Raw genomic sequence first — 26,277 nt, forward strand, 5'->3', positions numbered from 1 at the left:
TTATGGTGAAATGCTTCGTATTCCAGGCTCCAGGGTCATGGCTTATGGTTTTGTATATCGCTTGCGGCGCCTCGCCAGGGGGCTGCTAGAGAGGCTTGACAACAGCATGGGGCCGCCGCTGCCAGCCTCAGCGGTTTAGCCATGGCAGCACATTTGGGAGCATCGATGCGCATTTTCGAACCGTCGCGAGACCGCCAGGGCGCGGGGCCGCTGGTGGATCAGATTGTTGGCGCGGTGTCCCGCGCGATCTGCGAGCAGGCACTGCGCGCGGGCATGATGCTGCCGTCAGTGCGCGCGTTTGCCCGTGCACATGGGCTGAGCCCTTACACCGTCTCCGTGGCATATAGCAGGCTTGTTGCCCAAAATTGGCTGGTCGTTCGGCCTGGCTCGGGTTACCGTGTGGCACCGCAGTCTGTTTGGCGACAGGCAGCGGCAGAGGCAGGTATCGTGGTGCCGGCTGTCAACCCGAACGGCCTGGGGTTGGAGAGCGAGATGCGCACGGTTGGCAAAGCGTCGGCGGTGCGAACGACGGCGGTCTCCGACTGGACGCCGCCGAGCCTGAGCAACGCTTGGCTGCTGGCGGATGTGTTTGCCGACCATTCAATCCCGATCAAGTCCGGCTGCGGCTGGCTGCCCACAGAGTGGTTGGATGAGCCCGGCCTGCGCCAGGCGCTGCGGCAGGTGGCGCGCACGCCCATCAACCAGCTTGCGGGCTACGGCCACCCTTATGGCTACTTTCCGTTGCGCGAATACGTGCGCCAGTCGTTGACCGAACACGGCCTGGCTGCTGACGTGGAGCAAATACTGTTGACCCAGGGGGCAACGCAAGGGCTGGACATTGTGCTGCGCACGCTGCTGCGCCCTGGCGACGCCGTGGCGGTCGAACTGCCGTGCTATGCCAACCTGCTGCCCACCTTGCGGTTGGCCGGCCTGACGGTGCACGGCGTGCGCCGCGATGCGCAGGGCCTGGATATTGCCGGGCTGGAGGCCATGGCGCAGGCATCGGGCATCAAGGCGCTGTTTGTGACTACAGTGCTGCACAACCCCACTGGCACTAGCCTGAGCATGCACAACGCATTCAGAGTGCTGCAACTGGCAGAGCATTACGATTTTCGCATCATCGAAGACGACGTTTCGCGCGAACTGCTGCCGGGGCTGGGCCCTATGCTGGCCGCCATGGCGGAGGGCAGGCGGGTGATCCAGGTGTCGGGGTTCTCGAAACGTATTGTGCCTTCGATGCGGGTAGGCTATATCGTGGCCGATGCCGCGCTGATTCGGGATTTCGCCACCACCAAGATGGCATTGGGCCTGACCACGCCCGAAATGATGGAGCGCACCGTGCACCATGTGCTGCGCCAGGGCCGTCACTGCACTCATTTGCAGCGTATCCAGGCACGGCTGAGCCAGGCGCATGATGCCGTATGTGCGCTGATGGATGAACATGGTGTGGAGACGTTCGCCCGCCCCGGTGCGGGTTTGTTCCTGTGGGCCAGGCTGCCTGGCGCGTGGCATGATGCCGGCGCGTTGCGGCTGACCGCTATGGCGCTTCGCGATGGCATCTGGCTTGCTCCTGGCGCTTATTTTGACCCCACCCAGGCCGACACCGGCTGGCTGCGCTTTAATGTTGCGTACTCCACCCACCCGGGCTTGTGGACTTTCATACGCAAAGCGAAAGCGCTGTAAGGCTCTCTTGCGCGATCAGGCGCGGGGCATCGCGCGGTTATAGACCACGAAATCGAATGCCAGGCCGTTTTCGACGGGCTGGGGCAGGCGCTCGGCCTCGCGCCATTCGCCCGCAGGCAGCGGGGGAAACCAGGTATCGCCCGCAATGTCGGCGTGGATTTCGGTAGCGATGATGCGGTCGGTAAGCGGCAGGGCGTGGCGGAAAATCTGCTCGCCGCCGATGATGCTGATTTTTTCGGCGCCGGTGGCAGCACAGGCCGCCAGGGCGTCTTCAACCGAGCTGCAGACTGTGGCGCCGGCGGCCTTGTAGGCGGCATTGCGGCTAATGACTACATTCAGGCGGCCAGGCAGCGGCCGACCGAGAGATTCCCACGTGTTGCGGCCCATGACGATGGGGTTGCCCAGCGTGCTGCGCTTGAAATGCGCGAGATCTGAAGGCAGGCGCCAAGGCAGCGTGTTGTCGCGCCCGATGACACGGTTATCGGCATAAGCGACGACGATTTGGACGAGCGGTGTAAGCATGTGCGGTCAGAGTTGGCTGGATGCCCGTAGCCGGGCAAGTTGGCAATGGAACAGCGGACCCCAAGGTGGCGCGTTGCCCAACCTGGCTGTTCCGGACGCATGAGGCCGCCTGTTCGGCAAGGGCACGGCTGTTGTGCCGGTGGTTTAGACGGCCATGGGCGCCGTAAGCGGCGGGTGATGCTGATAGCCTTCGAGTTGAAAGTCGCCAGGCTCTACCTGTTCCAGCCACTCAGGTGCGTAGACGCCGGTTTTTGCGTAGGCCGGGATGCGATCCGAGAGCAGTAGGCGTGGCGCGGGATAGGGGACGCGTTCAAGCTGCTCGCGCAGCATATCGACGTGGTTTTCGTAGATGTGGGCATCGCCGATGAAGTAGGTAAACCAGCGCGGCGTGTAGCCGGTGAGGCGGCCCACGAGGTGCAGCAGGGCGGCGCCCTCGGTGAGGTTGAAGGGCGTGCCCAGCCCCACATCGTTGCTGCGTATATACAGGCACAGCGAGATTTCGCCGGCGGCCTTGTTGACCAGGAACTGATACAACAGATGGCAGGGCGGCAGGGCCATTTCTTCGAGCTGGGCCCAGTTCCAGCCATGGAACAGAATGCGCCGGCTGCCAGGGTCGTTCATGATGGTGTCCAGGCACATGCGCAGTTGGTCAACGGCCTTGTATAGCAGCACGTGCGCGCCCCCGGCCTGGTCGACAGTGCCGATCTCGGTATAGCCCCGTGCCAGCGCATCGCGGATCTGCGACTGGCCCTGCTGCGTGGTTGGGTCCAGCAGTTTGTAGGCCGGCCAGTCGCGCCATTGCACCCCGTACACCGGGCCCAAGTCGTCTTCCTGCAAGCGATAGGGGTTGGCCAGCCACTGCGCGTTTTCGTTGGCGTTCTGGTCCCACACCTTGCAGCCCAGTGCCCGGAATTGCGCCGCGCTGCGCGTGGCTCGCAGAAAGCCCACCATCTCGCCAATGGCCGATTTGAAGGCCAGCTTCTTGGTGGTTACAGCGGGGAAGCCCTGCTGCAGATCGAAGCGCATCATGGCGCCCGGGATGCTGAGTGTGCGGATGCCGGTGCGGTTTTCCTGCCACGCGCCGTTATCGAAGATGTTCTGGACCAGGTCGAGATACTGTTTCATGGATGACCTTGCCGGCGCGAGGGCCGGCTGCCGTCGAGGAGGATCGAGGCCACGCGCGGCGCGCGCAGGCCCAGTCGATCAGCCCTCGACAATGGTGATGGTGTGGGTGATTTCAGCCGTTTTGCCCAGCATGACGGAGGCCGAGCAGTACTTGTCGTGCGACATCTTGACGGCGCGCTCGACGGCGGACTCAGGCAGGTTTTTGCCGGTGACGGTGAAGGCGAAGTTGATCTTTGTGAACACCTTGGGGTCGGTGTCGGCGCGCTCGGCCTCGAGCTTGACCTGGCAGTGCCGCACATCGTGGCGGCCTCGCTTAAGGATGAGCACGACATCGTAGGCCGAGCAGCCGCCGGCGCCGGCCAGCAGCATTTCCATGGGGCGCGGCGCCAGGTTGTTGCCGCCGCCGTCGGGCGCGCCATCCATGGCCGCGACGTGGCCGCTGCCTGTGCGCGCCACAAAAAGCATGCCGTCGGGGCCATGCCAATCGATCGTGCATTCCATGTTCAGATTCCTGCAGCAGAAGAAAAGATAATCATACCCATAGTCCGGCGGGTTCGTCTGCCCGTTGGCAACCGCGGCGCCTTGCCGCCAAGGCATATCATCTTTCGTCGTGCGGGTATTCCCGGGAAATGGCGGGCAACTCCTTATCATGTCAAACGTTTCGGTCTGAAACGGTGGTGCTTCAACAATGTGGTGCGACGCGTTTCGGCATATCGTTCCCTTGGAAAGCCCCCCATGAATACCACTGTCATTCTGCTGTTGGCCTTCGTGCTATCGGTGACTGGGCTGTTTATCTTCATCTGGTCGCTCCGGCACCACCTGTTCGACGACAACCCCGCCGCCGCCAACGTCATTTTTTCCGAAGGCGAGATCGGCAAGGTTGAAGAGCCTTCGGCCACCCCGGCCCAGCAGCGGGCGCTGCAGCAGGCAGTGGACGCCCGTCAACACGGCGCCGCCGCATCTGTGGACCCTGTCGCGGCCAGCACCGAGCTTGCCAGCCGGATCCGGGCGGACAGGTCTTCGGCGGGCGTCGTATTCGTCTTTTTGGCATGTGCGGTGGGCTGGCTGGTGCTGGCTTCGCTGGCGGGCCTGATCAGCTCTTATAAACTGCACGAGCCGGATTTTCTGACGCAATATGCCTGGCTGACATTCGGCCGCATCCGTACCCTGCACTTGAACGCGGTTGCCTACGGCTGGGCGCCGATGGCAGCTTTCGGCATTGCTCTGTGGACGCTGCCGCGCCTGCTCAAGACCGAGCTGATGGGCGGACGTTTTGCGCTGCTGGGCTGTATGCTCTGGAACGCGGCGCTGATCGCGGGCCTGGGCAGTATTGCGGCAGGCATTAACGACGGCCTGGAGTGGCTGGAGATCCCTTGGCAGATCGATATTCTGTTCGTGATCGGCGGCGCGCTGATTGGCCTGCCGCTAGTCTTCACGCTGCAGAACCGCAAGGTCAAGCACTTGTATGTGTCCATCTGGTATATGGGTGCGGCGCTGTTCTGGTTTCCTGTGCTGTTTCTGGTTGGCAACCTGCCCGGTGTGCACCTTGGGGTGGAGCAGGCCACGATGAACTGGTGGTTTGGTCATAACGTGCTGGGGCTGTTCTACACCCCCATCGGGCTAGCGTGCGTCTATTATTTTTTGCCCAAAATTATTGGCCGGCCGATACAGTCGTACAACTTGTCGCTGCTGGGCTTTTGGGCGCTGGCGTTTTTTTACGGACAGGTCGGCGGCCACCACCTGGTGGGCGGGCCGGTGCCCAGCTGGCTGATCACGTTGTCTATTGTGCAGAGCATGATGATGATCGTGCCGGTGCTGGCATTCTCGGTCAACCAGCACCTCACGATGCGGCATCATTTCCGTACGCTGATCTATTCGCCTACCCTGCGTTTCATTGTGCTGGGCGCGATGATGTACACGCTCAGCTCGGTGCAGGGTTCGTTCGAGGCGCTGCGCAGCATCAACACTGTTACCCATTTCACGCATTTCACTGTTGCGCATGCCCATCTCGGGCTCTATGGCTTCTTTTCCCTGGTGATGTTCGGTTCCGTGTATTTCGTCATGCCGCGCGTCATGTCCTGGGAATGGCCCTACCCGCGCCTGATCGCGCTGCATTTCTGGCTGGTGGTGGCGGGTTTCAGCGTGTATTTCGTGGGCCTGAGCATAGGCGGTTGGCTGCAAGGTATGGCCATGCTGGACGCGGCCCGTCCCTTCATGGACTCCGTGCATGTCACGCTGCCTTATCTTGAGGCGCGCACCGTGGGTGGCAGCCTCATGACGCTGGGCCATCTGGTGTTTGCCTTGCACTTCGGCACCATGGCGCTGCGCTACGGCCGCAAGCGCGTCGGCCCGGCGCTGTTTCATCAATCCGGCCGGGTGCCGCAGGCCATCGCTCCTCAGGAAGTCTGATTTATGGAAAGCGAATACAAACTGTTGAGCGGCGCCATGGTCACGTTGGCGCTGGCCACCGCCACGCTGGTCGTGCTGCCGTATATGCAGTTGTCGGATGTGCAGCCGTCGCCAAGCCTCAAGCCTTATACCTCGCAACAATTGCGCGGGCGGCAGCAATACATCGATAACGGCTGCGTGTACTGCCATACCCAGCAGCCCCGCGCGCAGCAGCAGGCCCCCGATTTTGCACGCGGCTGGGGGCGCGCACCCGTGGCGGGCGATTATTACTATGATCATCCGCACTTGCTGGGCACCATGCGTACGGGGCCCGATCTGCTGAACATCGGTGCGCGCCAGCCCAGTGTGGACTGGAACCTCGGGCACCTTTATCAACCGCGTGCTTATACACCCGGCAGCATCATGCCTTCTTACCCCTTTCTTTTCGAGATCAAGGACAAGGCCGAGGCCGGCGACAAGGTAGTGAACCTTCCGCCGGGCTACGAACCACCGGGCAAAGTGGTGGTGGCGCGCCAGGAAGCGTTGGATTTGGTGCAGTACCTGCTGGCGCTGGACCGCACGTATCCCGTTGCGCCGCCGCCCGAACAGGCTCGGTGAGGCTCGGAGAAGAGTATGTCGGATCAATCGAAACAGACCCAGGCACAGCGGCGCGAGATGCCCGAGCCCTATGAAGGCGGCCGGCCGGTGCCCAAGCTGGTGCTTGCCATTGTGGCGGGGCTTTTTGCCTGGGCCATCGGGTATCTGTACCTGAGCTACCAGCCCAACCCGCCGTCGTATGGCGACAGGCGCACTGCGGCGGATTTCAAGGTGGCAGGGCCAGCGGAGGGCGGCAAGGTCGATGGCGCACAGTTGTATACGGCCCATTGCGCCGCCTGCCACCAGGCGACGGGTGTGGGGTTGGCCGGGGTATTTCCGCCGTTGGCCAAGTCTGAGTGGGTGACGGGCAAGCCGGAAACCACCATCCAGATTGTGCTGCATGGCATCAGCGGGGCGCTGACGGTACAGGGCGCCACTTATAACGGCATGATGCCCATGTTCAAAGACAAGCTAAGTGACGCCGAGCTCGCCGCTGTGGTGAGCCATATCCGCACCAGTTTCGGCAATGCAGCCGGCGCGGTGGACGAAGCGCTGGTGAAGGCGCAGCGCGCGGCCACGGCGAGCCACGATGCGCCCTGGAACGGAGATGCTGAACTGAGCGCGATGAAGTAGGTGAGCCTGCGTGCCGCCGAGTGATCCACATGCCGATGCGATGCATCCCAATGCGATGCAGGCCGGTGCTATGCATGTCGGTGGGGCGCATGGCGGCGAGCCGGGATCTGGTGTGAAAAGTGTGGTGGCGGCGCTCCTTGTATGTTTGGCTGGCTTCTTCGCGTTCTATGGGCAGACCGAGGGATTCATGGTGCTGACGACCGAGGCTGCGCGACGCGTCGATATAGCGCGTGTGCCACGCATGCTGCCTGATGCGCCGCTGGTGGGCCAGGACGGCGCGCAGACAGCGTTGCGGCGGGTACTGGGCGATGATGGCCGGATTGCGGTCGTCAATTTCATGTACACGCGCTGCGTTTCTATCTGCCTGGCGATGGGGGCGGAGTTCCAGCAACTGCAGCAGGCCATCGCCGAACGCGGTTGGGGCGATCGGGTAAGGCTGCTGAGCCTGAGCTTCGACCCAGCCGACACGCCCGAGTATCTGCGCCGCTATGCCCAGACGCGCCATGCAGATCCTGCGCTATGGCGTACGGCAACGCTGGCGCCAGGCGTGCGGCGGCAGGCGCTGCTGGACGCCTTCGGCATTATCGTCGTGCCGGCGTCCTACGGGCAGTACGAGCACAATGCCGCCTATCATGTCGTCCACCCGGACGGCCACCTGGTCCGTGTCATGGACATCGGCGATCCGGATGGGCTGATCGCATACCTGAATAGTGCGATTCGCGTCACGCGCGACGGCGGCTCGGCCATCGGCGGCCCCGTGCCGGACAGAAAGCGTTTTGCTGGCGACGGTGAGAGCACAGAAAGCGCGGTCGGCAACACCATGATCAAGACCGAGATAGCACCAACGGAGACAGCCAAGGCCGAGACGCCGGGTTGGCGGATACGCGCCGCAGGAGGAGACCGATGAGGCCAGGTTTTCATTTTTCGGCATTCCGCGCGGCCGGCCCCGCGCCTGCATGGCTGGGGCCGGCATTGCTCCTGGCGGCGGTGGCGTTCGACAGACTGCTGACGGGCGCGATGTGGCTGCACATGCTGGTGCACATACCGCTTATCCTGGCTGCTGGCGTGTGTCTAGCCGCTGCCGCGCGTGCTGACAGCGATGGGGCCGGCAAGCCCGCCGACGAAAGGCACACGGAGCGTACTGACGACAGATACGTGGGGCGGGCTGACGAACACAACACAGAACGGGTCGGAGAAAGGAGCAGACAGGTGGCCGAAGCGTGCACGAGACGCGGCGTTGGCGACCGGCTGCCAGGAAAAGGTGTGCACGGGCGGTGGCGCCGGCATGTGGGGCGATTCAATGCCTATGGCATCCCTGGCTTGTTGTTTTTCAGCCTGGTGGGCGCCTACTGGATGATTCCGCGCGCGCTGGATGGCGCCGCACTCGCGTGGCCGCTTGCTGTGGCCAAGTACGTCAGCCTGCTGGCAGCGGGCTATATCCTGCATGACAGCCTGCGGCGGGCCAATATGGTGATTCAGCTGTTTTTCCTGGGAAACTTTTGCTGGATGCTCGCCGTTGTGGGCATGCTTTACCGCGATAACCCGCAGCGACTGTGCAATGTCTACCTGCTGGGGGATCAAGTCATTGCTGGGACGGGCTTGCTGCTGCTGGCGCTGGGCCTGCCGCTTGCTTGGGCTTGGGCCTGGCGGCGCCGGATCGCGGGCTTTTTGCGATAATTGCAATAAGGTAATACGAGCGCGTTTTTTGGCGCAGGGTTGTAAATGGCAATAAGGGTGTGTATGGCACTCGGGCAAGCACAGAAAGGAATCAACATGGAAGCCTCTTCCGGTACGCCCTCGGGCACCGTCAATATTCGGCCCCTGGAGCGGCGTATGGGCATTTTCGACCGCGCCCTGGCAGAATTCGGCCGTGCCGCGCAGATATTAGGCGGTTCGGTCCAGGCTGCGCGGCCCAATCCGGCGGGCCGGCCTGGGCCGTCGGGCGAAGAGGGGGGCGAGGCGCTGCCCCCTGACGCTCAACGCCACGCCGCCGGCCTTATGCGGGTTAACCATGTAGGCGAGATTTGTGCGCAAGCCTTGTATCGCGGCCAAGCGTTTTTTTGCCGCGATGCATCAATTCGCAAAGTGTTCTATCAGGCCGCGTCCGAAGAAGTGGATCATCTGGCGTGGTGCCACGATCGCATTGCCGAGTTGCGCAGTCGCCCGAGCCTTCTGAACCCTTTTTGGTATGCTGGGTCGTTTACGCTGGGTGTCGTGGCGGGGCGGGCTGGCGTGGGCGCCAACCTGGGTTTTATGGCCGAAACCGAGCGCCAGGTTGAGCAGCATCTGGATCGCCATCTTGACGATTTACCCAGCAATGACGCGCGTTCTCGCCGTATTGTCACCCAGATGCGGGATGACGAGATCAAGCACCGCAATACTGCAGAGCAGCATGGCGGCCACCGTTTGCCGGCTCCGGTGCGTTTGGCCATGCGGGCTATGTCCAAGGTCATGACGACCACCGCCTACCGCATCTGATCGCAGAGTGGTCCTGGCCAGGGTAAGGCTTGCAATCCGTACTAACACTTAATTACCTCTCAGGGTATAGCCCTATGGCATAGTATCGAAAACGCCACACTTTTTTGGTTGTTACAGTTTTTCAGGCTAATGATCTTGCAACGCACAAAAGAAATCTATACAATTCAGTTATTGGATGTCGCAACGTGATTGCAGCGGGTAAACCCTCAGTCACAGGTCTCAAGCTAGTACGCACAGCGTAAGGCTTTCGTAGCGGCGACATGCCCCGGTTGTCTCCTCCACCCTCCTCCTTTGGTGGATTTAGCCCGAGATCTTACGATCTCGGGCTTTTTTTTTGTTTTTTCGGCGATGTTTTAGGTATTGTTACGTTAATTACCCGATGCATGCCGGATTTACGCAACTGTCAACCGGTAATATCGTCAATCCATACATATTGACTCGAACAGGATTTGCATTGTCTCCTCAGTCTTGGGACTCCTTCACCTGGCTCTATATCTGTATTGTCGCGTTCATGGTCGGCGGCCTTATCGTTGTTTCCGAACGATGGCACGGCAAGTTAACCGGCGATACAGACCTGAACAAGCCGCAGGCCAGCCATACCCGTTCCACCCCTCGCGTGGGGGGCCTGGCGGTGGTGGCGGGCAGCTTGGCGGGCCTGCTGGTGCTTGGGCCCAGCAACATGACCCTCACCTGGCTCTGGCCCGTGCTTTTCATTGCTGCCATGCCTGTTTTCGTTGCGGGCCTGGTTGAAGATATTACGAAAGATGTGGGCTCGGGCAAGCGCTTGCTGGCGGCGTTTATCTCGGCCGCAATTGCGTGGTGGCTGCTTGGCGGCGTGTCGCGGGTCGGGCTGTCCTGGGCGGACTGGGTGCTGTCATTTTGGCCGGTATCCCTGCTCTTCACGATGGTGGCAGTGGGGGGCTGTACGCATGCGCTCAATATCGTCGACGGCATGAATGGCCTGGCAGGCATGATTGCCACGCTGATGGCCGTTTCACTGGCGCTGGTTGCGCTGCAGGTGGGTGACACCCCCATTTTCCTGATTTCCACTTCTTTGGCATCGGCCACACTGGGATTCCTGGTGTGGAACTTCCCATTCGGGCGTGTATTCCTGGGAGACGGCGGCGCGTACTTCCTGGGCTTCATGCTGGCTGAACTGGCAGTGCAACTGGTGGTGCGTAACCCCAGTGTGTCGCCGTTCTACGCGCTGGCTGTGCTTTTTTACCCAGTGTTTGAAACCATGTTTTCGATCTGGCGCCGCCGTTTCAAGCGCGGCACGCCGGTGGATCAGCCCGATGCTTTGCATCTGCATCAACTGGTGTTTCGTCGTCTGGTGCGGGTGACGTTCAGCCGCGACCGGCGTCATGCGGTGCCGGCGCTGTGCAATGCAATGACGTCGCCTTACCTGTGGGTGTTGGCGCTCATCGGCCTCGTGCCTGCCACGATCTGGTGGGACAACGCCTGGATTCTATGTGGCAGCATTGCGCTGTTTGCCGCGGCCTATCTGTGGCTGTATTCGCGCCTGGTGTCATGGCGCCGGCCCTCGTGGCTGTTGCTGCCATCCCTGGGGCGCGGCCGCCGTAAATAGCGGGGCGCGCGGCCATCTATTTTTCTGTTTTTTTAGCGTGGGAGAATCAAGTTGCAGATTCAAGATGTGAAACTCGCAGTAGTCGGTCTGGGCTACGTTGGCTTGCCGTTGGCAGTCGAATTTGGCAAGAAGCGTACAGTGCTTGGCTTCGACATCAACCCTCGCCGCATTGCGGAACTCAAAGAAGGCAGGGATCACACGCTGGAAGTGAGCAGCGAGGAACTGGCCGAGGCGAAGAACCTGTCATTCAGCAACGAGCCGGAGCAACTGGCCAACGCGAATGTGTTCATCGTCACGGTGCCTACCCCGATCGACGAGTACAAGCAGCCTGATCTCACCCCGTTGATCCGGGCCAGCGAAACGCTGGGCAAAGTGCTCAAGCGCGGCGACATTGTGATCTACGAATCCACGGTTTACCCCGGCGCCACCGAGGAAGACTGCGTGCCGGTTCTGGAGCGCGTCTCCGGCCTGAAGTTCAACGAGGACTTCTTTGCCGGTTATAGCCCTGAGCGCATCAACCCGGGTGACAAGGAGCACCGCGTGTCCACCATTAAAAAGGTGACGGCCGGTTCCACGCCCGAAGTGGCCGACCTGGTGAACGAGTTGTACGGCCAGATCATTACCGCAGGCACGCACAAGGCGTCATCGATCAAGGTGGCTGAGGCGGCGAAGGTAATCGAAAACACCCAGCGCGACGTGAACATCGCATTGATCAACGAACTGGCGCTGATCTTCAACCGCATGGGCATCGATACCGAAGCCGTTCTGCAGGCCGCCGGAACCAAGTGGAACTTCCTGCCGTTTCGCCCGGGCCTGGTGGGTGGGCACTGCATTGGCGTCGACCCGTACTATCTGACGCACAAGGCGCAGTCCATCGGCTACCACCCCGAAATTATCCTGGCCGGCCGGCGGCTCAATGATTCCATGGGCGGCTATGTGGTGTCGCAACTGATCAAGGCCATGACCAAGCGCCGCATCCAGGTGCAGAATTCTCGCGTGCTGGTGATGGGCCTGACCTTCAAGGAAAACTGCCCCGACCTGCGCAACACGCGCGTTGTGGATATTGTGCGCGAGTTGGGCGAATACAGCATCGATGTCGATGTGTACGATCCATGGGTCGACCCCGCCGAAGCGGTGCACGAATATGGGATCACACCGGTTGCGGAACCCGCCAAAGGTTCGTACGACGGGATTATCCTGGCCGTATCGCACCATCAGTTCGTCGAGATGGGGGCGGCTGCAATACGCGCATTCGGCAAAGCGGATCATGTGCTGTACGATCTTAAGTACGCATTGGCACAGTCTGAATCTGACCTGCGTTTGTAAAGAGGTACTGCAATGACAACCCGCTATGAAAAGGTAACCACCGGCCTCCAGGAGTCCCCCAAAGTCTGGCTGGTGACCGGCTGCGCCGGCTTCATCGGCTCCAACCTGCTCGAGGCCCTGCTGCTGCTCGGCCAGAAGGTGGTCGGCCTGGACGACTTCTCCACTGGCCACCAGTACAACCTGGATGAGGTCGAAAAAAACGTGGGTCCTGAGCGCTGGGCCCGGTTCACATTCCACAAGGGCGACATCCGCAACCTGGACACCTGCCGCAAGGTGACGGCGGGCGTCGATTATGTGCTGCACCAGGCGGCGCTGGGCTCGGTGCCGCGGTCGCTCAAGGATCCGCTTACATCCAACAGCGTCAATGTGGACGGCTTCCTGAACATGCTGGTGGCGGCGCGCGATGCCGAGGTCAAGTCGTTCGTCTACGCGGCGTCCAGTTCCACCTACGGCGACCACGAGGCACTGCCTAAGGTCGAAGACCAGATCGGCAAACCGCTGTCGCCCTATGCGGTTACCAAATACGTGAATGAGCTGTACGCTGATGTGTTCGCGCGGGCCTATGGTTTCGGCAGCATCGGGCTGCGCTACTTCAATGTGTTCGGCAAGCGCCAGGATCCCAACGGCGCCTATGCTGCCGTCATTCCCAAGTGGATAGCGGCCATGATCAAGGGCGAAGACGTGGTCGTGAATGGCGACGGCGAAACCAGCCGCGACTTCTGCTTCATCGACAACGTGGTGCAGGCCAATATACTGGCCGCGCTGGCACAACCCGATGGCGTCAACCAGGTCTATAACGTGGCCTACAACGCCCGCACCAGCCTGAATCAGCTCTTCGACTACCTGACGGCTGCGCTGGGCAAGACTGGTATTGTGTACGACAAGCCACCGGTGCACGCAGAATTCCGCGCGGGCGATGTGCGGCACTCGCAGGCCGATATTTCCAAGGCGCGTGAACTGCTGGGCTATGAGCCCATGCACAATATCGTGCAGGGCCTGGAAGTCTCCATGCCCTGGTATACGCAGTTCCTGCGCTAAACGTGCCGAGCCGCTGATTTGGCCTCACTGAAGCAACGGCTCGCCGGGCTGCATTCGGATCATAGGCGCATCGCGCAGGGCGCCTTGCGCGTTGCGTTTTTCCTGCTGCTGGGCAAAGTCGCCGGTGCGCTCAAGGAAATGGCGGTTGCCTATCGCTACGGTGTGAGCGACATTGTCGACGCCTACCAGTTCACCATGGTGATGGGGAGCTGGATCCCCGCCACGATCGTGGGTGCGCTCTCGGTGGTGCTCATCCCCGTGCTGGTGCGCATGCGCTACGACAGGCGTGCCGACAGGGCCAGGTTTCTTGGGGAATTACACGGCTGGCTTGTTATGCTCGGCGTGGTGCTGGGGGTAGGCATGTATGTCGCCTGGCCGCTGGTGCTGCAGCTAGCGGGCCAAGGCTTGCCCGACCCCGCGCGCCGCATGAGTGGCGAACTCATGCTGGCCTTCGCGCCCGCCGCACTGCTTACCCTCTTGACTGGCCTGAGTGCCGCCCGCCTTCGCGCCCGCGAACGCCATATCAATACGCTGCTTGACAGCGTGCCGGCTGTTGTCATCCTGGTATGGGTGATGCTGGCCACTACAGTGGACAGCACGGGGCCTCTGTTATGGGGCACGCTGGTCGGGTATCTGCTGCAGTCGATATGGCTGCTCAAATTGGCTCAGCGCGCTGATGGCATGTGGGGCAGGCCTCGGCTGGGCCTTGCGTCGGCCCACTGGCCCGAACTGGTCAAGGCCAGCGGCATCATGTTGCTGGGGCAGATTGCCATGAGTTTTGTCGGGCCCATCGACCAATACACCGCAGCCAGCCTGGGGGCCAACGCGAATGCGACGCTCGGCTACGCCAGCCGCCTGCTGTCGCTGCTGCTAGGGGTGGGCGCCGCCTCCGTAGGGCGTGCGGCGCTGCCTGTGCTGGCGGATATCCAAGGGCGTGGCGATGTGGCGCACGCACGCACGACGGCGTTGAAATGGTCGGTGTTGATGCTTGCGGCGGGCGCCGCTGTCACGGCGGCGGGCTGGCTGCTCGCGCCCTGGGGCGTGGCCTTGCTGTTCGAGCGGGGTGCGTTTACGGCCCAAGACACTGTGGTAGTGGCTGGTGTGTTGCGGTGGGGGATGCTGCAGCTGCCGTTCTACTTCGGGGTGCTGATACTAGTTCAGTTGCTGGCGAGCCAAAACCGTTATGGCATCATGGCAGCCATTGCTGTCGCCAATTTTGCCGTCAAGGCTCTCATGAATGATCTGCTTGCGCCTCAGATGGGGCCGCAAGGCATTATGCTCGCCACCAGCATCATGTACGCCGCGTCCTACTGCTGCTATGTGCTGGTTGCCATGCGCCCGCCGCCGCCGGCGCGGGCGGCGTCCTGAACCATGCGGCGCGGCCGGAAACCGTCTGGCCGTCGCGATCGCTCAACAAGAATTCACAGGTATTGCATTGAGTCATTCCCCTATTCAGCCTCATTTGCTGATTGTTATTCATTCGCTGGCCGGTGGCGGAGCCGAGCGGGTGGCTGCCGACCTGAGCGCCTACTGGCTGCGACAGGGCTATAAAGTCTCCGTCGCCACCCAGGAAGGGCCCGAGTCAGATGCCTACCCGCTGGCGCAGGGCGTGGAGCGGCACGTGCTGGGCATGGCTGGCGCCAGCCAGGGTGGCCTGGGCGGTATATGGGCCAATGTGCGCCGCGTCTGGCGCCTGCGGCGGCTGATTCGCCGCGTACGGCCCACCATCGTGCTGGGCATGATGACAACGTCGTCGATCCTGGCAGTGATCGCCGCGCGCGGCCACGCCTGTCGGGTGGTTGCCACTGAGCACACCCATCCGCCTTCGCAGAATCTGTCCGGCGCCTGGGAGCGCCTGCGCCGCTGGGCTTATCCGCAGGCGCAGATGGTGGTGGCGCTCACGGCCGGCACTGCGCAGTGGCTGGAACAGCATGTGCCGGGCACCCGGCTCGCCATCATTCCTAATGCTGTGCGCTGGCCGCTGGCACGCGTCGAGCCTATTGTCGAGCCGCCGCCGCGGCGCGGACGCTTTCGCCTGCTGGCCGTAGGGCGCCTGCATCCGCAAAAGGGTTTTGATGTGTTGATCAGCGCGTTTGCGCTGGTGGCGCGGTACTTTCCGGACTGGGATCTGGTTATCCTTGGGGAAGGCGAGTTGCGCGAGCCGTTGCAGGCGCAGATCGATGCCGCGGGTGTGGCCGACAGGGTGATGCTGGCGGGCCGGGTGGGCAATGTGGGTGACTGGTATGTGCAGTCTGACCTTTACGTGCTGAGCTCCGAGGTCGAGGGCTTGTCCAACACACTGCTTGAGGCCATGGCCAGCGGTCTGCCTTCAGTTGCGTTCGACTGCGATACGGGGCCGCGCGAAATCGTGCGTAACGGCATAGATGGCGTGCTGGTGCGGCCAGTATCCGATCATGAGGCGCTGGCGGCCCATTTATCCGACATGATGGCGCATCCTGAAAAGCGCGACGCCTATGCGCGGCGCGCGGTGGATGTGCGGGATCGCTTTTCCACGGCCCGGGTCATGGCGCTGTGGGGGCATGTGTTCGAAGGACGTTGATGGCAGAGCAGGCTCGATTGCCGCGGAGGCGAACATAATGTGTGGAATTGCAGGGATCTGGGGCGCCTTGCCCGACAAACGCGCCGCATTGACAGAAGGATGCCGCCGCATGCGGCATCGCGGGCCCGACAGTGAGGGCTATTGGGAAGATGCGCGGGCCGGCCTGGCGCTGGGCCATGTGCGCCTGGCCATTCTCGACCTGACGCCGGCGGGCCACCAACCCATGGTATCGGCCTGTGGGCGCTATGCGCTGGTGCTCAATGGCGAGCTCTACAACCACCTCGATCTGCGCGCGCAATTGGAACAGCAGGGCGAAGCGCCCGACTGGCGCGGCCATTCGGATACCGAGACCATACTGGCCTGCATGGCCGCCTGGGGCGCGCCGGCTACCTTGAAGGCGGCAGTGGGCATGTTTGCCATGGCGCTGTGGGACAGGCAGGACCGCACGCTTACGCTGATGCGCGACCGCCTTGGCGAAAAGCCTCTGTATTGGGGGTATGCGCAGGGCAACCTGGTGTTCGCCTCTGAGCTGAACGCGCTGCGCGGCATCCCTGGTTTCGGCCCGCCACTGGACCAGCGTGCGCTGGCGCTGCTGCTGCGGCACAATTACATCCCTGCGCCTTACAGTATCTTTGAGGGCATAGGCAAGTTGGCGCCGGGCCATTGGGTGTGCATATCAGCCGCTCAGTGCGCGCGCGGTGAAAGCCCGTCGCCGGTGCCATACTGGACCGCAGTGCCGGCCGAACCGGAAACGCCCTTGTCTTTTGGGTCTGATACAGAAGCGGTGGACGCGCTGGAACATGCGCTGACGAGATCCGTGAAAGGGCAGATGCTGTCCGATGTGCCGCTGGGCGCTTTTCTCTCAGGGGGTATTGATTCTTCTGTGGTGGTGGCGTTGATGCAGAAGAACAACCCGCAGCCTGTGCGCACCTTCTCGATCGGCTTTGAAGATCCAGCCTACAACGAGGCGCAGCATGCGCGCATGGTGGCGTCGCATCTGGGCACTGCCCACACCGAATTGTATGTGGGGGCCGACGACGCGCTGGCGGTAGTCCCTACGCTGGCCGGCCTGTATGACGAACCTTTTGGGGACTCTTCCCAAGTGCCTACCGTGCTGGTGACGCGCATGGCGCGCCGCGAGGTGACAGTGGCATTATCGGGTGATGGCGGCGATGAGCTGTTTGGCGGCTATTCGCGCTACTTTCGCGCCGCGGGTTGGTGGGCAAAACGCCAGGCCGTGCCCGAAGCAATGCGGCGACCTTTTGCGGCTGCCGCGCGGGCAGGCGCCGCCATCATGCCAGGCGGGCGTGTGCGCGACCGCGTTGGCAAATTGGCCGATGTGCTGGCGGCCCCGCACGCCGGCGCTTTTTATCAGCAGTTTGTATCGTACTGGCGCGATCCTGCCCAGGCGTTGGCGGGCGCGCAGCCGCCCGCTACTGTCTTCGACGACGACGCGGAAGGTGACTTGTACACGCGCATGATGCTGCTGGATGCGGTCTCGTACCTGCCCGACGACATCCTGGTCAAGGTTGATCGGGCGGCCATGGCGGCCAGCCTGGAAACGCGTGTGCCGATGCTGGATCACCGCATCTTCGAATTTGCCCGCCGGCTGCCGCTGAACTACAAGGTGCGCCAGGGCAGAGGGAAATGGCTGTTGCGCCAGGTGCTGTACCGGCACGTGCCGCAATCCATGGTGGATCGCCCCAAGAAAGGGTTTTCAGTGCCGCTGGCGGCTTGGCTGCGCGGCCCGCTGAAAGACTGGGCTGCTGCGCTCATTGCGCCGCAGCGCCTGCGCGATGAGGGGGTGTTTCGCCCCGATGTGATCCAGAAGAAATGGCAGGCCCATCAGGCCGGTACGCATGACTGGAGCACGCATTTATGGAGTGTGCTGATGACGCAGGCATGGCTGGAGCATCATCGGCACGGGAGTAAGTAGGCGTGAGGATTCTGTTTTTTGTCAGTTCTATGCATGCCGGCGGCGCAGAACGCGTGGCCGCGTCGCTGGCCAGCGCCTGGGCGGCGCGCGGCGATACGGTGGCGCTTGTGCCCACCTACACGGGCAAGGGCAGTTGTTTTTATCCCCTGCACCCCGATGTGCGGCTGCAGTATCTGGCCGACCGCATGGGCTGGCTGGGCCGCAAGCTGTGGCCGCCGCTGGCCAAGTGGCTTGCGATCCGCAAGATGGTGCGTGAGTTCAAGCCTGATGTCGTTGTGTCTTTCTTGACGAATGTGAATGTGATGGTGCTGTTGGCCACGCGCCGCCTGGGCGTGCCGGTGCTGGTCAGCGAGCGCACCAATCCGGCCTTCAGCAGCAGTGCGGGGCCGGTTTTCGGCCGTCTGCGCAGCTATACCTATCCCTGGGCGTCGCTGGTGGTGCTCCAGTCGCGTGACGGCATGCGGGCGTTTCAGAAGATGGAGCCAGGCGTTACCGAGTTGGCGGTCATGCCCAACCCCCTGCCCGACGATATCCCGGACGCTGTTGTCCAGCGCCAGGGTGCGGCGCCCGACGGCCGGCTGAAATTGATGGCCATGGGGCGGCTTGTCGCCAGCAAGCGCTTCGCTGTGTTGATCCAAGCGTTTGCAGCGTTGGCGCCGGATTTTCCCGACTGGGATCTGGTGATTTGGGGCGAAGGGCCGCTGCGGCCCGAACTTGAGGCGCAGGTAGTGGCGCTGGGTCTGGGCGGCCGTATTGCATTGCCCGGCCGCACCGATCGTCCCTGGCACGAGATGGCGGCAGCAGACGCGTTTGCCCTGGTGTCCGAGGTTGAGGGTTTTCCGAATGTGCTGCTGGAAGCCATGGCATTGGGCCGCGCTTGTGTGACGGTAGATTGCCCCAGTGGGCCGCGTGAAATCACGTGTGACGGGCAGTTTGCCGAATTGGTGCCACTGGGCGACCAGCAGGCGCTTGAAGACGCGCTGGCACGTCTGATGCGCGATCCACTCCTGCGCGAGGTGATGGGCCGGCGGGCTGCACAATCGGTACGCGAGAACTATGGCATGGCCGAGATTGTGGCGCGTTGGGATGCATTGTTTGAACGGGCGGGGCGCGCGGCGCGGGAGAGTGTGCAATGACGGAATCGATGAGTGTCTTGCGTGAGGGCAGGCCGCTGCGTGTGGTGCACATTATCTCGGGCCTGTATGTGGGTGGCGCGGAAACCGTGCTGCACCGGCTGTTGACGGCGCCCGGCCAAGCGGACTGGAACTGCGTGATCTCGATGGGCGGCGAGGGTGTCTTCGGCCCGCGGCTGCGCGAGGCCGGCATTACTGTGCATACGCTGCACATGCAGGGCGCCAAGGGGATGGCGCGCGGCATAGCGCGTATGCATCGCCTGCTGCGCGAGATCAATCCCGATGTCGTACAGACCTGGATGTATCATGCCGACCTGATCGGCGGTATCGTGGCGCGTGCCGCAGGTGTACGAGCCGTGGCCTGGGGTATACGCAATTCGGGCGCCGATCTCGAGAAAAGCAGCCGCTCGGCGCGCTGGTGCCAGACGGCGAGTGCGCCGCTGTCCGGGTTGGTGCCGGGGGTGATCGTGGCTTGTGCCGAGCAGGCGCGTGTGCTGCACCGCCAAGCCGGCTATCGCGACGACCGCATGCTCGTGATCCCCAACGGCTACGATCTGTCCCGCTGGCAGCCGGATGCCTCGGCGCGCAAGGCTGTGCGCGCCGAATGGGGTGTGGATGACGACACGCCGGTGATCGGGAGCGTGGCGCGCTGGAATCCGCTCAAGGACCATCCCACACTGATTGCGGCATTCGCGCATACATTGCGCGCGCAGCCGGCGGCTCGCTGCGTGCTGATCGGTGAGGGCATGCGGGAAGACAACGGTGATCTGATGACCCTGCTCGAGCGGCAGGGCGTGCGCGAGCAGGTGATTTTGCTGGGCCGGCGCGACGATGTGCCGCGTCTGATGAACGGTTTGGATGTGCACGTGCTGTCCAGCAGGGCAGAAGGGTTTCCGAATGTGGTGGCCGAAGCCATGGCGACAGGTGTGCTGTGCGTGGTCACTGATGTGGGCGATGCGGCGCTGATTGTGGGCGACACGGGTTGGGTGGTGGCGCCGCGCGATCCAGCGGCGCTGGGCGCGATGATTGATGCCGCGTTGGATACGCTGCGCACTGCCGAGCAGGCGGATCGCGCGGCGCGAGGGCGCGCGCGGGTGCAGGCACGCTTCAGCCTGCAGGCCATGGTGGATGGTTACCATGTGGTATGGCAGCGCTTGGCGCGCGACTATCCCGCACGTCGCCCGGCCGACGCAGGGCAGTCTTATGCGGCGTGGTCGCTGGCCGATGCCGAGAGCGCGGCTGCCGACGCCATTGCTGATGTCGTTGCTGATGGCGGCGATGCTGCAGCGACCGGCAAGCGGCTGATGATGGTTGTGAACAACCCAGCGTTTTTTTTATCGCACCGCTTGCCGGTGGCGCAGGGGGCGCGGGAAGCGGGCTACGATGTACATGTAGCGACCATGGATGGCTACGCGGTGGCCGAGATACAGCGGCTGGGCTTCACGCACCATGCCATCCCCATGTCGCGCAGCGGCCGCAATCCGATGCAGGAACTGCAGACGTTGTATGCCTTATGGCGGCTGTTTCGCGCAGTACGGCCCGATATCGTGCATGCGGTCACCATCAAGCCGGTGCTCTATGGTGGTATCGCAGCGCGGCTGGCGCGTGTGCGGGGCTTTGTGGCAGCCGTATCCGGGCTGGGCTTTATTTTCATGCGCTCGGTGCGCGGCGTGGACGTGCTGCGTACGGCGGCGATCGCACTGTACCGGCTTGCCCTGGGGCATCGCAACAGCCGGGTGATTTTTCAGAATGCCAATGATCGCGACACCCTGCGTAGACTGCGCGTCGTGCGCTCGGAGCAGGCCGTCATGATCCGCGGGTCGGGTGTGGATCTGGATGCCTTCCCCTATACACCCGAGCCGCCAGCACCGCCGGTGGTGGCCATCATGGCTGCCCGTCTGCTGGAGGACAAGGGCGTGCGCGAGTTTGTGGAAGCCGCGCGTCTTGCGGCGGAGAAGGCGGCTCACGACAATGCCGGGAGCCCAACAGGCGCCAGCGAGGATACAGAAGCGGAAAAGCCTGCAGGAAGCGCCCCGACCGATGGCGTGCCCGCCATTCGGTGGGTGTTGGCCGGCGCACCGGATCCGGGCAACCCGGCCAGTATTTCGGCGGTGCAGTTCAATGCCTGGCAGCGTGAGGGCGTGGTGGACTGTTTAGGCGAGCGGCGCGACATCGCGCAGCTTTACGCGCAGTCGCATATCGTGGTGCTGCCTTCTTACCGCGAGGGGCTGCCCAAGTCGCTGGTGGAGGCGGCGGCCGTCGGGCGTGCGGTGGTCACCACAGACGTACCCGGCTGCCGCGATGCGATCGAGCCCGGCGTGTCGGGCCTGCTGGTGCCCGCGCGCGATCCGCGGGCGCTGGCCGATGCGGTATGCGCGCTGGCAGCGAATGCCCCGCAGCGCCAGGCCATGGGCGAAGCCGGCCGCCGCCTCGCAGAGCGCGAGTTCGATGTGCGTCACGTCGTGCGGGCGCACCTTGATGTATACGCCAGCCTCGGCGGGTAGGGCCCGCGCTTGAGCGGTGCATGGCGCCGCGTCGACCTTGCGGCGCCGCCGCGTTGACGATGGCGACGCGCCGCGGACGGCAAGCCAGGCATACGCCCCGACACAGTGCCGACGCTGCTTAAAAGCCCGTGTCGATGCCTGGCGCCAATGTGTTGATGGCGGTGCGGAATTCGTCCATGATGCTGTCCAGGTCTTCCTGCGTATCGCCCTCGAACCGCAGCACCACCACCGGGGTAGTGTTGGACGCGCGGGCCAGGCCGAAGCCGTTGCGGTATTCTGCGCGCACGCCGTCGATGGTGCTGAGACTGACGGCCTGTGGAAACTGGCCTTCGCTCTGCAGGCGGGCCACCAGGGCATGCGCCTCGCCTTCCTTCATTTCCATCTTGATTTCGGGTGTGGACACGTCTTGCGGCAGCGCTTCCAGGATGGCCGACGGATTGTCGTAGCCCGACAGAATCTCGAGCAGGCGCGCGCCGGCATAGAGGCCGTCGTCAAAGCCGAACCAACGCTCCTTGAAGAAGATATGGCCGCTCATCTCGCCTGCCAGCGGGGCGCCGGTTTCGGCCAACTTGGCCTTGATGAGCGAGTGCCCGGTGCGCCACATCAGCGGCTTGCCGCCCGCATTCTTGATTTCGCGGGCTACGTGGCGGCTGCATTTGACGTCGAAAATAATATCGGCGCCGGGCTCGCGGCGCAGAATGTCTTGGGCGAAAAGGATGAGTTGGCGGTCGGGCCAGATGATTTGGCCGGATTTGGTGACCACGCCCAGGCGGTCGCCATCGCCGTCGAAGGCCAGGCCGAGTTCGCAGTCGGTGCTCTGTACGTGGCTAATCAGGTCGACAAGATTGTGCGGGTCGGCCGGATCGGGATGGTGATTGGGGAAGCTGCCGTCCACGTCGCAAAACAGTTGGTCTACTTTGCAGCCCAGTGCCTCGTACAGGCGGGGAGCCACTTTGCCGCCCACGCCGTTGCCGCAGTCGATGGCGATTTTCATTGGCCGGGCCAGCTTTACGGTATCGGCGATATGCCGTACATAGCCGCCCACCAGGTCGAGCTCGCGCCGTGTGCCGCGCCGCAGGCCTGTAGTGGACTCGGGTTGGGCCATGATGGCGGCCAGCGCCTGGATGCCGTCGCCGTACAGCGCCTTGCCGCCCAGCATGATCTTGAAGCCGTTGTAATCGGGCGGGTTGTGGCTGCCCGTGATGGCGATGCCCGAGCCGGTGTGTTCGTGGTAGGCGGCGTAGTACACCAGCGGGGTATGCACCAGGCCAATGTCGATCGTGTCGATACCGCCCGTATGTATGCCCTCTTGCAGTGCCTGTGCGAGTTTGGGGCTGCTGAGGCGGCCGTCATAGCCAACCGCCAGCGCGGCAATGCCCTGCGCGCGCGCTTGCTGCGCCAGTGCCAGCCCCAGCAGGCGCGCGAACTCGGGATTGAGCTGCGTGGGCACGATGCCCCGGATATCGTAGGCTTTGAAGACGGCTGCGGGTATCGATGTGGATGTCACGGAGGGTTCCTTCAATCTCTTTTATGCTGATATCTATGATGCTGTGTTGTGAAGCGTTGATTTTTCTTGTCGATTTGATTATGGCGCAATCATACGCCGCCCGCCGGCCCGGGAAGCGGGCACCGTGTCCACTTGTTTCGGCGCCGCCTCGGCGCGTAGGCTTAAAATGGGGCGATCTGGCGCACAGGGTGCTGGTGTTGGCCCCTGTGCGGGGGGCATGCGTCGGCGCATGCCAGCCACGCGCCGGCTCCTGTGTGCCATAGCGCAGGCATTATATTCTTCAGCTCTCTACACTCATTAAAGGGAACAGACGGACCATGGAACGCATCGAGGAACTGGTGCAGATGTTGGGCCGGCAGCACGTGCTGACCGGCGCCCCGGCGCAGTCGTACGTCACAGACTGGCGCGGCCGCTACCAGGGCGAGGCGCTGGCGGTGGCACGGCCCGGCTCCACCGAAGAAGTGGCGCAACTGGTGCGCTGGTGCGTGGCGCACAAGGTGCCCATGGTGCCCCAGGGCGGCAACACCAGCCTGTGCGGTGCGGCCACGCCCGACGGCAGCGGCGCGGCCGTGGTCATCTCGCTGACGCGGCTGGATAAGGTGCGCGGCATAGATACTGACAACGACACCATGGTGGTCGAGGCCGGCTGTATCCTGCAATCGGTGCAGCAGGCCGCGCGAGACGCCGGCAGGCTGTTTCCGCTCAGCCTGGCTGCCGAAGGTAGCTGCACCATAGGCGGCAATCTGTCCACCAATGCCGGCGGTACGCAGGTGCTGCGATATGGCAATGCGCGCGAGCTGGTGCTGGGCCTCGAAGTCGTTACTGCTGAAGGCGATATCTGGCATGGCCTGCGGGGCCTGCGCAAAGACAATACCGGTTACGACCTGCGCGACCTGTACATGGGCAGCGAAGGCACGCTGGGCATCATTACCGCTGCCACGCTCAAGCTGTACCCGCTGCCGGTGGCCAGCTGCACGGCGCTGGTGGCGCTGCAGTCCGTCGAAGATGGGGTGTCGGTGCTGTCGGCGGCGCGCAAAGGCTTCGGCCCCGCGCTTACCGGGTTCGAGCTGATTGCGGGCAATTGCCTGCAGGGGGTGGTGCAATGCTATCCGCAGCAGCGCCTGCCTTTCGAGGGCGAGTCGGCGGCCATGCCCTGGTATGCGCTGCTGGAGCTGTCTGATAGCGAAAGCGCAGCGCACGCACGCGAGCGCTTCGAGGCCGTGTTGGGAGAGGTAATCGAATCAGGCCTGGTGGCTGACGCTGTCATTGCCGAGAACATCGCCCAAAGCAAGGCGTTGTGGCATTTGCGCGAAAGCATCCCGCTTGCGGAAAAGGCTTTTGGCAAAAGCATCAAGCACGATGTCTCGGTGCCTGTGTCGCGCATCGCGCAGTTCGTGACCGAAACCAATGCAGCGCTGCAGGCCTCTTTTCCGGGTGTGGAGCATGTGATCTTCGGCCACCTGGGCGATGGCAACCTGCACTACAACGTGGCCAAAGGCACTGGCTACGATGAAGAAGCGCTGCTGGCCTTGCAAAACCAAGTCTATACCTTGGTGCACGACAGCGTGCACCGCTTCGGCGGTTCGATCAGCGCCGAGCATGGCGTGGGCCAGCTCAAGCGTGATCTGCTGCCCCGTTATAAAGACCCGGTCGAGTTGGCATTGATGCGGCGGATCAAGGATGCCCTTGATCCGCATGGGCTGATGAACCCCGGCAAAGTGCTGGCCTGACGGCGCGCGTGTGTACGGGGGCGGCGTTGCCTTTGCCAGGCGGCGCCGCGTGGCGCAAGGGGCGGCGCCCCTTGCTGGCCGGCAGGCCGTCAGCCCCTGGCGGGCAGCACCCTGCCGCGCGCTTCGCCCAGGCTGATGGTCGGATAGCCTGGTTTGCGGGCGTGGGCGCGGAGGATGATTTCGTCGTTATCCTGCAGAAACATGCGTTGCTCGCCCCACGGCAGCGTGAGCGGTTGCTTGCCGCCTGCGGTAGATTCGAGCAATGAGCCTTCCTGCCCCGCAGCCGGGCCCGACAGCGTGCCGGTGCCCAGCATGTCGCCGGCCGACAGATTGCAGCCGTTTACGGTGTGATGCGCCACCATCTGCGCTACAGTCCAGTAGGCTGCGTTTTTGAAATTGCTGCTCGAAACGTGCGCCGGCTCGGCCTGTTTTGCGCGTGATTGCTCAGTGCTCAGATAGACATCCAGTTCGATATCGAAGGCGGCCTCTGCGGCATTTTTGGCTTGCAGGTAAGGCAAGGGGGCGGGTTCTCCCTGTCCGCGTGTAAAGGGGACGCGGAAGGGCGCCAGCGCCTCCAGCGTCACGATCCACGGCGAAATTGTGCTGGCGAAGTTCTTGGCCAGGAAGGGGCCCAGCGGCTGATACTCCCAGGCCTGCAGGTCGCGGGCGGACCAGTCGTTCAGGATGCAGAGCCCGAACACATGTTTTTCAGCGTCGTCGATGGCAATCGGCTCACCTTGCGCATTGCCGGTGCCGATAAAGACGCCCAGCTCCAACTCATAGTCCAGCCGCTGGGAGGGGCCGAAGCCCGGTTCGCCGCCTTCCGCCTGCGGGCGTATCTGGCCCTTGGGGCGCGGGAACTGTTGCGCCACACCAATGCTGGAGGCGCGGCCATGGTAGCCGATGGGCACCCATTTGTAGTTGGGCAGCAATGGGTTGTCGGGCCGGAACTGTTTGCCTACCGTTGTTGCATGGTGCAAAGAGACATAGAAGTCGGTGTAGTCGCCAATGCGTGCGGGCAGGGCGAGCTCGGCCTGGTTCATGGGTGTGAGCAGCGGCTCGAGCGTGGATTGCAGTGGTGATCCGCTGCGCAGCGCGCGCGAGAGCGCCAGACGCAGCGCAGACCAATGTGCCTGCCCCAGGGCCATCAGGTTGTTGAGGGAATCACCCTGACAGGCATCCAGTGCTTCGGCGGCCAGGCCTGTCCATGAATGGCGCTCGGCCAGCGCGGCCAGATCAAGGATCTGGTCGCCGATTGCTACGCCCGGGCGCAGCAGGCCGTCATTGCGGGGCCTGAAGACGCCAAAGGGCAGGTTCTGGATGGGGAAACCATTGTCCGGCGCGTTGGCGGCAGCAACCCAGCTTTGCAAGGAAGGATCGTGGGTTTCGTTCAGGTGGGTCATGCGGTGTCCTCTGTTATCTGCATCATGCTGCTGTTGTTGCGCAGCGCTTGTGTCAGTCGATACAGTCATTACGTTTACTGTTGCGAAAGCGGGGCCTTTGATGCCTCGCCTTCTCGCGGTATGCCT

At 63.0% G+C, this 26,277-nt stretch carries 21 protein-coding genes and 1 pseudogene; 17 read left to right on the plus strand and 5 right to left on the minus strand.

What is annotated here, in order from left to right:
* Positions 1-165: 165 nt before the first annotated feature.
* Positions 166-1,683 carry an aminotransferase-like domain-containing protein gene (locus LOL23_RS10555; protein WP_160981554.1) on the plus strand — a complete coding sequence of 506 codons (1,518 nt, stop codon included), beginning with the start codon at positions 166-168 and terminating at the stop codon, positions 1,681-1,683.
* Between the two features lie 15 nt (positions 1,684-1,698).
* Here the strand turns inward: LOL23_RS10555 and LOL23_RS10560 are convergent, their stop codons facing one another.
* The 3 genes from LOL23_RS10560 to LOL23_RS10570 form a co-directional block, all read right to left on the minus strand.
* Entirely contained in the window at positions 1,699-2,205 is a 507-nt protein-coding gene (locus LOL23_RS10560) for a dihydrofolate reductase (protein WP_160981552.1), read from the minus strand.
* A 144-nt stretch (positions 2,206-2,349) separates the two neighbouring features.
* Positions 2,350-3,330, minus strand: coding sequence for a thymidylate synthase (locus LOL23_RS10565; RefSeq protein ID WP_160981550.1), 981 nt, complete (start codon positions 3,328-3,330; stop codon positions 2,350-2,352).
* A 78-nt stretch (positions 3,331-3,408) separates the two neighbouring features.
* Positions 3,409-3,831 carry an OsmC family protein gene (locus LOL23_RS10570; protein WP_160981548.1) on the minus strand — a complete coding sequence of 141 codons (423 nt, stop codon included), beginning with the start codon at positions 3,829-3,831 and terminating at the stop codon, positions 3,409-3,411.
* Between the two features lie 234 nt (positions 3,832-4,065).
* Here LOL23_RS10570 and LOL23_RS10575 point away from each other — a divergent pair, with 234 nt between their 5' ends.
* The 15 genes and pseudogenes from LOL23_RS10575 (at position 4,066) to LOL23_RS19145 (ending at position 21,511) form a co-directional block, all read left to right on the plus strand.
* Positions 4,066-5,739 carry a cbb3-type cytochrome c oxidase subunit I gene (locus LOL23_RS10575; protein ID WP_237173566.1) on the plus strand — a complete coding sequence of 558 codons (1,674 nt, stop codon included), beginning with the start codon at positions 4,066-4,068 and terminating at the stop codon, positions 5,737-5,739.
* A 3-nt stretch (positions 5,740-5,742) separates the two neighbouring features.
* Positions 5,743-6,336: a cbb3-type cytochrome c oxidase subunit II gene (locus LOL23_RS10580; RefSeq protein WP_160981544.1), complete on the plus strand. Its 594-nt coding sequence runs from the start codon at positions 5,743-5,745 to the stop codon at positions 6,334-6,336.
* A 15-nt stretch (positions 6,337-6,351) separates the two neighbouring features.
* Positions 6,352-6,948, plus strand: a complete 597-nt coding sequence (locus LOL23_RS10585) for a c-type cytochrome (RefSeq protein ID WP_160981542.1) — start codon at positions 6,352-6,354, stop codon at positions 6,946-6,948.
* Positions 6,949-6,958: 10 nt separating this feature from the next.
* Entirely contained in the window at positions 6,959-7,855 is an 897-nt protein-coding gene (locus tag LOL23_RS10590; RefSeq protein ID WP_237173567.1) for an SCO family protein, read from the plus strand.
* The gene (locus tag LOL23_RS10595; RefSeq protein WP_160981540.1) at positions 7,852-8,625 is read left to right on the plus strand and encodes a hypothetical protein; all 774 of its coding nucleotides are present in this window, start codon (positions 7,852-7,854) and stop codon (positions 8,623-8,625) included. The genes LOL23_RS10590 and LOL23_RS10595 overlap by 4 nt, the downstream gene beginning before the upstream one ends.
* A gap of 96 nt (positions 8,626-8,721) precedes the next feature.
* Positions 8,722-9,426, plus strand: a complete 705-nt coding sequence (gene coq7, locus LOL23_RS10600) for a 2-polyprenyl-3-methyl-6-methoxy-1,4-benzoquinone monooxygenase (protein ID WP_439652090.1) — start codon at positions 8,722-8,724, stop codon at positions 9,424-9,426.
* 511 nt (positions 9,427-9,937) lie between these two features.
* Positions 9,938-11,014 (plus strand): MraY family glycosyltransferase, encoded by a 1,077-nt coding sequence (locus tag LOL23_RS10605; RefSeq protein ID WP_160981626.1) that lies wholly within the window; start codon positions 9,938-9,940, stop codon positions 11,012-11,014.
* 51 nt (positions 11,015-11,065) lie between these two features.
* The gene (tviB, locus tag LOL23_RS10610; RefSeq protein WP_160981538.1) at positions 11,066-12,340 is read left to right on the plus strand and encodes a Vi polysaccharide biosynthesis UDP-N-acetylglucosamine C-6 dehydrogenase TviB; all 1,275 of its coding nucleotides are present in this window, start codon (positions 11,066-11,068) and stop codon (positions 12,338-12,340) included.
* Between the two features lie 12 nt (positions 12,341-12,352).
* Positions 12,353-13,378, plus strand: coding sequence for an SDR family oxidoreductase (locus tag LOL23_RS10615; RefSeq protein ID WP_160981536.1), 1,026 nt, complete (start codon positions 12,353-12,355; stop codon positions 13,376-13,378).
* An 18-nt stretch (positions 13,379-13,396) separates the two neighbouring features.
* On the plus strand, positions 13,397-14,746 hold the full coding sequence (gene murJ, locus LOL23_RS10620) for a murein biosynthesis integral membrane protein MurJ (protein WP_160981534.1): 1,350 nt from the start codon (positions 13,397-13,399) through the stop codon (positions 14,744-14,746).
* Between the two features lie 67 nt (positions 14,747-14,813).
* On the plus strand, positions 14,814-15,938 hold the full coding sequence (locus LOL23_RS10625) for a glycosyltransferase family 4 protein (RefSeq protein WP_237173568.1): 1,125 nt from the start codon (positions 14,814-14,816) through the stop codon (positions 15,936-15,938).
* A gap of 37 nt (positions 15,939-15,975) precedes the next feature.
* A complete protein-coding gene (gene asnB / locus LOL23_RS10630; RefSeq protein WP_160981530.1) occupies positions 15,976-17,874 on the plus strand; it encodes an asparagine synthase (glutamine-hydrolyzing) in 1,899 nt (632 codons plus the stop codon).
* Positions 17,875-17,876: 2 nt separating this feature from the next.
* Positions 17,877-19,010 carry a glycosyltransferase family 4 protein gene (locus LOL23_RS10635; protein WP_160981528.1) on the plus strand — a complete coding sequence of 378 codons (1,134 nt, stop codon included), beginning with the start codon at positions 17,877-17,879 and terminating at the stop codon, positions 19,008-19,010.
* Positions 19,011-19,018: 8 nt separating this feature from the next.
* A pseudogene (locus LOL23_RS19140) lies at positions 19,019-20,077 on the plus strand (glycosyltransferase); the annotation flags it as partial.
* A 234-nt stretch (positions 20,078-20,311) separates the two neighbouring features.
* Positions 20,312-21,511 carry a glycosyltransferase family 4 protein gene (locus LOL23_RS19145; protein WP_439652095.1) on the plus strand — a complete coding sequence of 400 codons (1,200 nt, stop codon included), beginning with the start codon at positions 20,312-20,314 and terminating at the stop codon, positions 21,509-21,511.
* A gap of 118 nt (positions 21,512-21,629) precedes the next feature.
* Here LOL23_RS19145 and LOL23_RS10645 read toward each other — a convergent pair whose 3' ends face one another.
* Positions 21,630-23,018, minus strand: coding sequence for a phosphomannomutase/phosphoglucomutase (locus tag LOL23_RS10645; RefSeq protein ID WP_160981526.1), 1,389 nt, complete (start codon positions 23,016-23,018; stop codon positions 21,630-21,632).
* A gap of 317 nt (positions 23,019-23,335) precedes the next feature.
* On the opposite strand from LOL23_RS10645, the gene LOL23_RS10650 reads away from it, so the two are divergent.
* Positions 23,336-24,748, plus strand: coding sequence for an FAD-binding oxidoreductase (locus LOL23_RS10650; protein ID WP_160981524.1), 1,413 nt, complete (start codon positions 23,336-23,338; stop codon positions 24,746-24,748).
* Positions 24,749-24,837: 89 nt separating this feature from the next.
* Here LOL23_RS10650 and fahA read toward each other — a convergent pair whose 3' ends face one another.
* Positions 24,838-26,151: a fumarylacetoacetase gene (gene fahA / locus LOL23_RS10655; protein ID WP_237173570.1), complete on the minus strand. Its 1,314-nt coding sequence runs from the start codon at positions 26,149-26,151 to the stop codon at positions 24,838-24,840.
* Between the last annotated feature and the right edge of the window lie 126 nt (positions 26,152-26,277).

The sequence above is a fragment of the Paracandidimonas lactea genome, assembly GCF_021653995.1.
Classification (GTDB): Bacteria; Pseudomonadota; Gammaproteobacteria; order Burkholderiales; family Burkholderiaceae_B; genus Allopusillimonas; species Allopusillimonas lactea.

Excerpts from the sequence above, each read along its gene's own strand:
- LOL23_RS10555 (WP_160981554.1), top strand. The coding sequence starts at position 166 with ATGCGCATTTTCGAACCGTCGCGAGACCGCCAGGGCGCGGGGCCGCTG.
- LOL23_RS10560 (WP_160981552.1), bottom strand. The coding sequence starts at position 2,205 with ATGCTTACACCGCTCGTCCAAATCGTCGTCGCTTATGCCGATAACCGT.
- LOL23_RS10565 (WP_160981550.1), bottom strand. The coding sequence starts at position 3,330 with ATGAAACAGTATCTCGACCTGGTCCAGAACATCTTCGATAACGGCGCG.
- LOL23_RS10570 (WP_160981548.1), bottom strand. The coding sequence starts at position 3,831 with ATGGAATGCACGATCGATTGGCATGGCCCCGACGGCATGCTTTTTGTG.
- LOL23_RS10575 (WP_237173566.1), top strand. The coding sequence starts at position 4,066 with ATGAATACCACTGTCATTCTGCTGTTGGCCTTCGTGCTATCGGTGACT.
- LOL23_RS10580 (WP_160981544.1), top strand. The coding sequence starts at position 5,743 with ATGGAAAGCGAATACAAACTGTTGAGCGGCGCCATGGTCACGTTGGCG.
- LOL23_RS10585 (WP_160981542.1), top strand. The coding sequence starts at position 6,352 with ATGTCGGATCAATCGAAACAGACCCAGGCACAGCGGCGCGAGATGCCC.
- LOL23_RS10595 (WP_160981540.1), top strand. The coding sequence starts at position 7,852 with ATGAGGCCAGGTTTTCATTTTTCGGCATTCCGCGCGGCCGGCCCCGCG.
- coq7 (WP_439652090.1), top strand. The coding sequence starts at position 8,722 with ATGGAAGCCTCTTCCGGTACGCCCTCGGGCACCGTCAATATTCGGCCC.
- LOL23_RS10605 (WP_160981626.1), top strand. The coding sequence starts at position 9,938 with ATGGTCGGCGGCCTTATCGTTGTTTCCGAACGATGGCACGGCAAGTTA.
- LOL23_RS10615 (WP_160981536.1), top strand. The coding sequence starts at position 12,353 with ATGACAACCCGCTATGAAAAGGTAACCACCGGCCTCCAGGAGTCCCCC.
- asnB (WP_160981530.1), top strand. The coding sequence starts at position 15,976 with ATGTGTGGAATTGCAGGGATCTGGGGCGCCTTGCCCGACAAACGCGCC.
- LOL23_RS19145 (WP_439652095.1), top strand. The coding sequence starts at position 20,312 with ATGATGGTTGTGAACAACCCAGCGTTTTTTTTATCGCACCGCTTGCCG.
- LOL23_RS10650 (WP_160981524.1), top strand. The coding sequence starts at position 23,336 with ATGGAACGCATCGAGGAACTGGTGCAGATGTTGGGCCGGCAGCACGTG.
- fahA (WP_237173570.1), bottom strand. The coding sequence starts at position 26,151 with ATGACCCACCTGAACGAAACCCACGATCCTTCCTTGCAAAGCTGGGTT.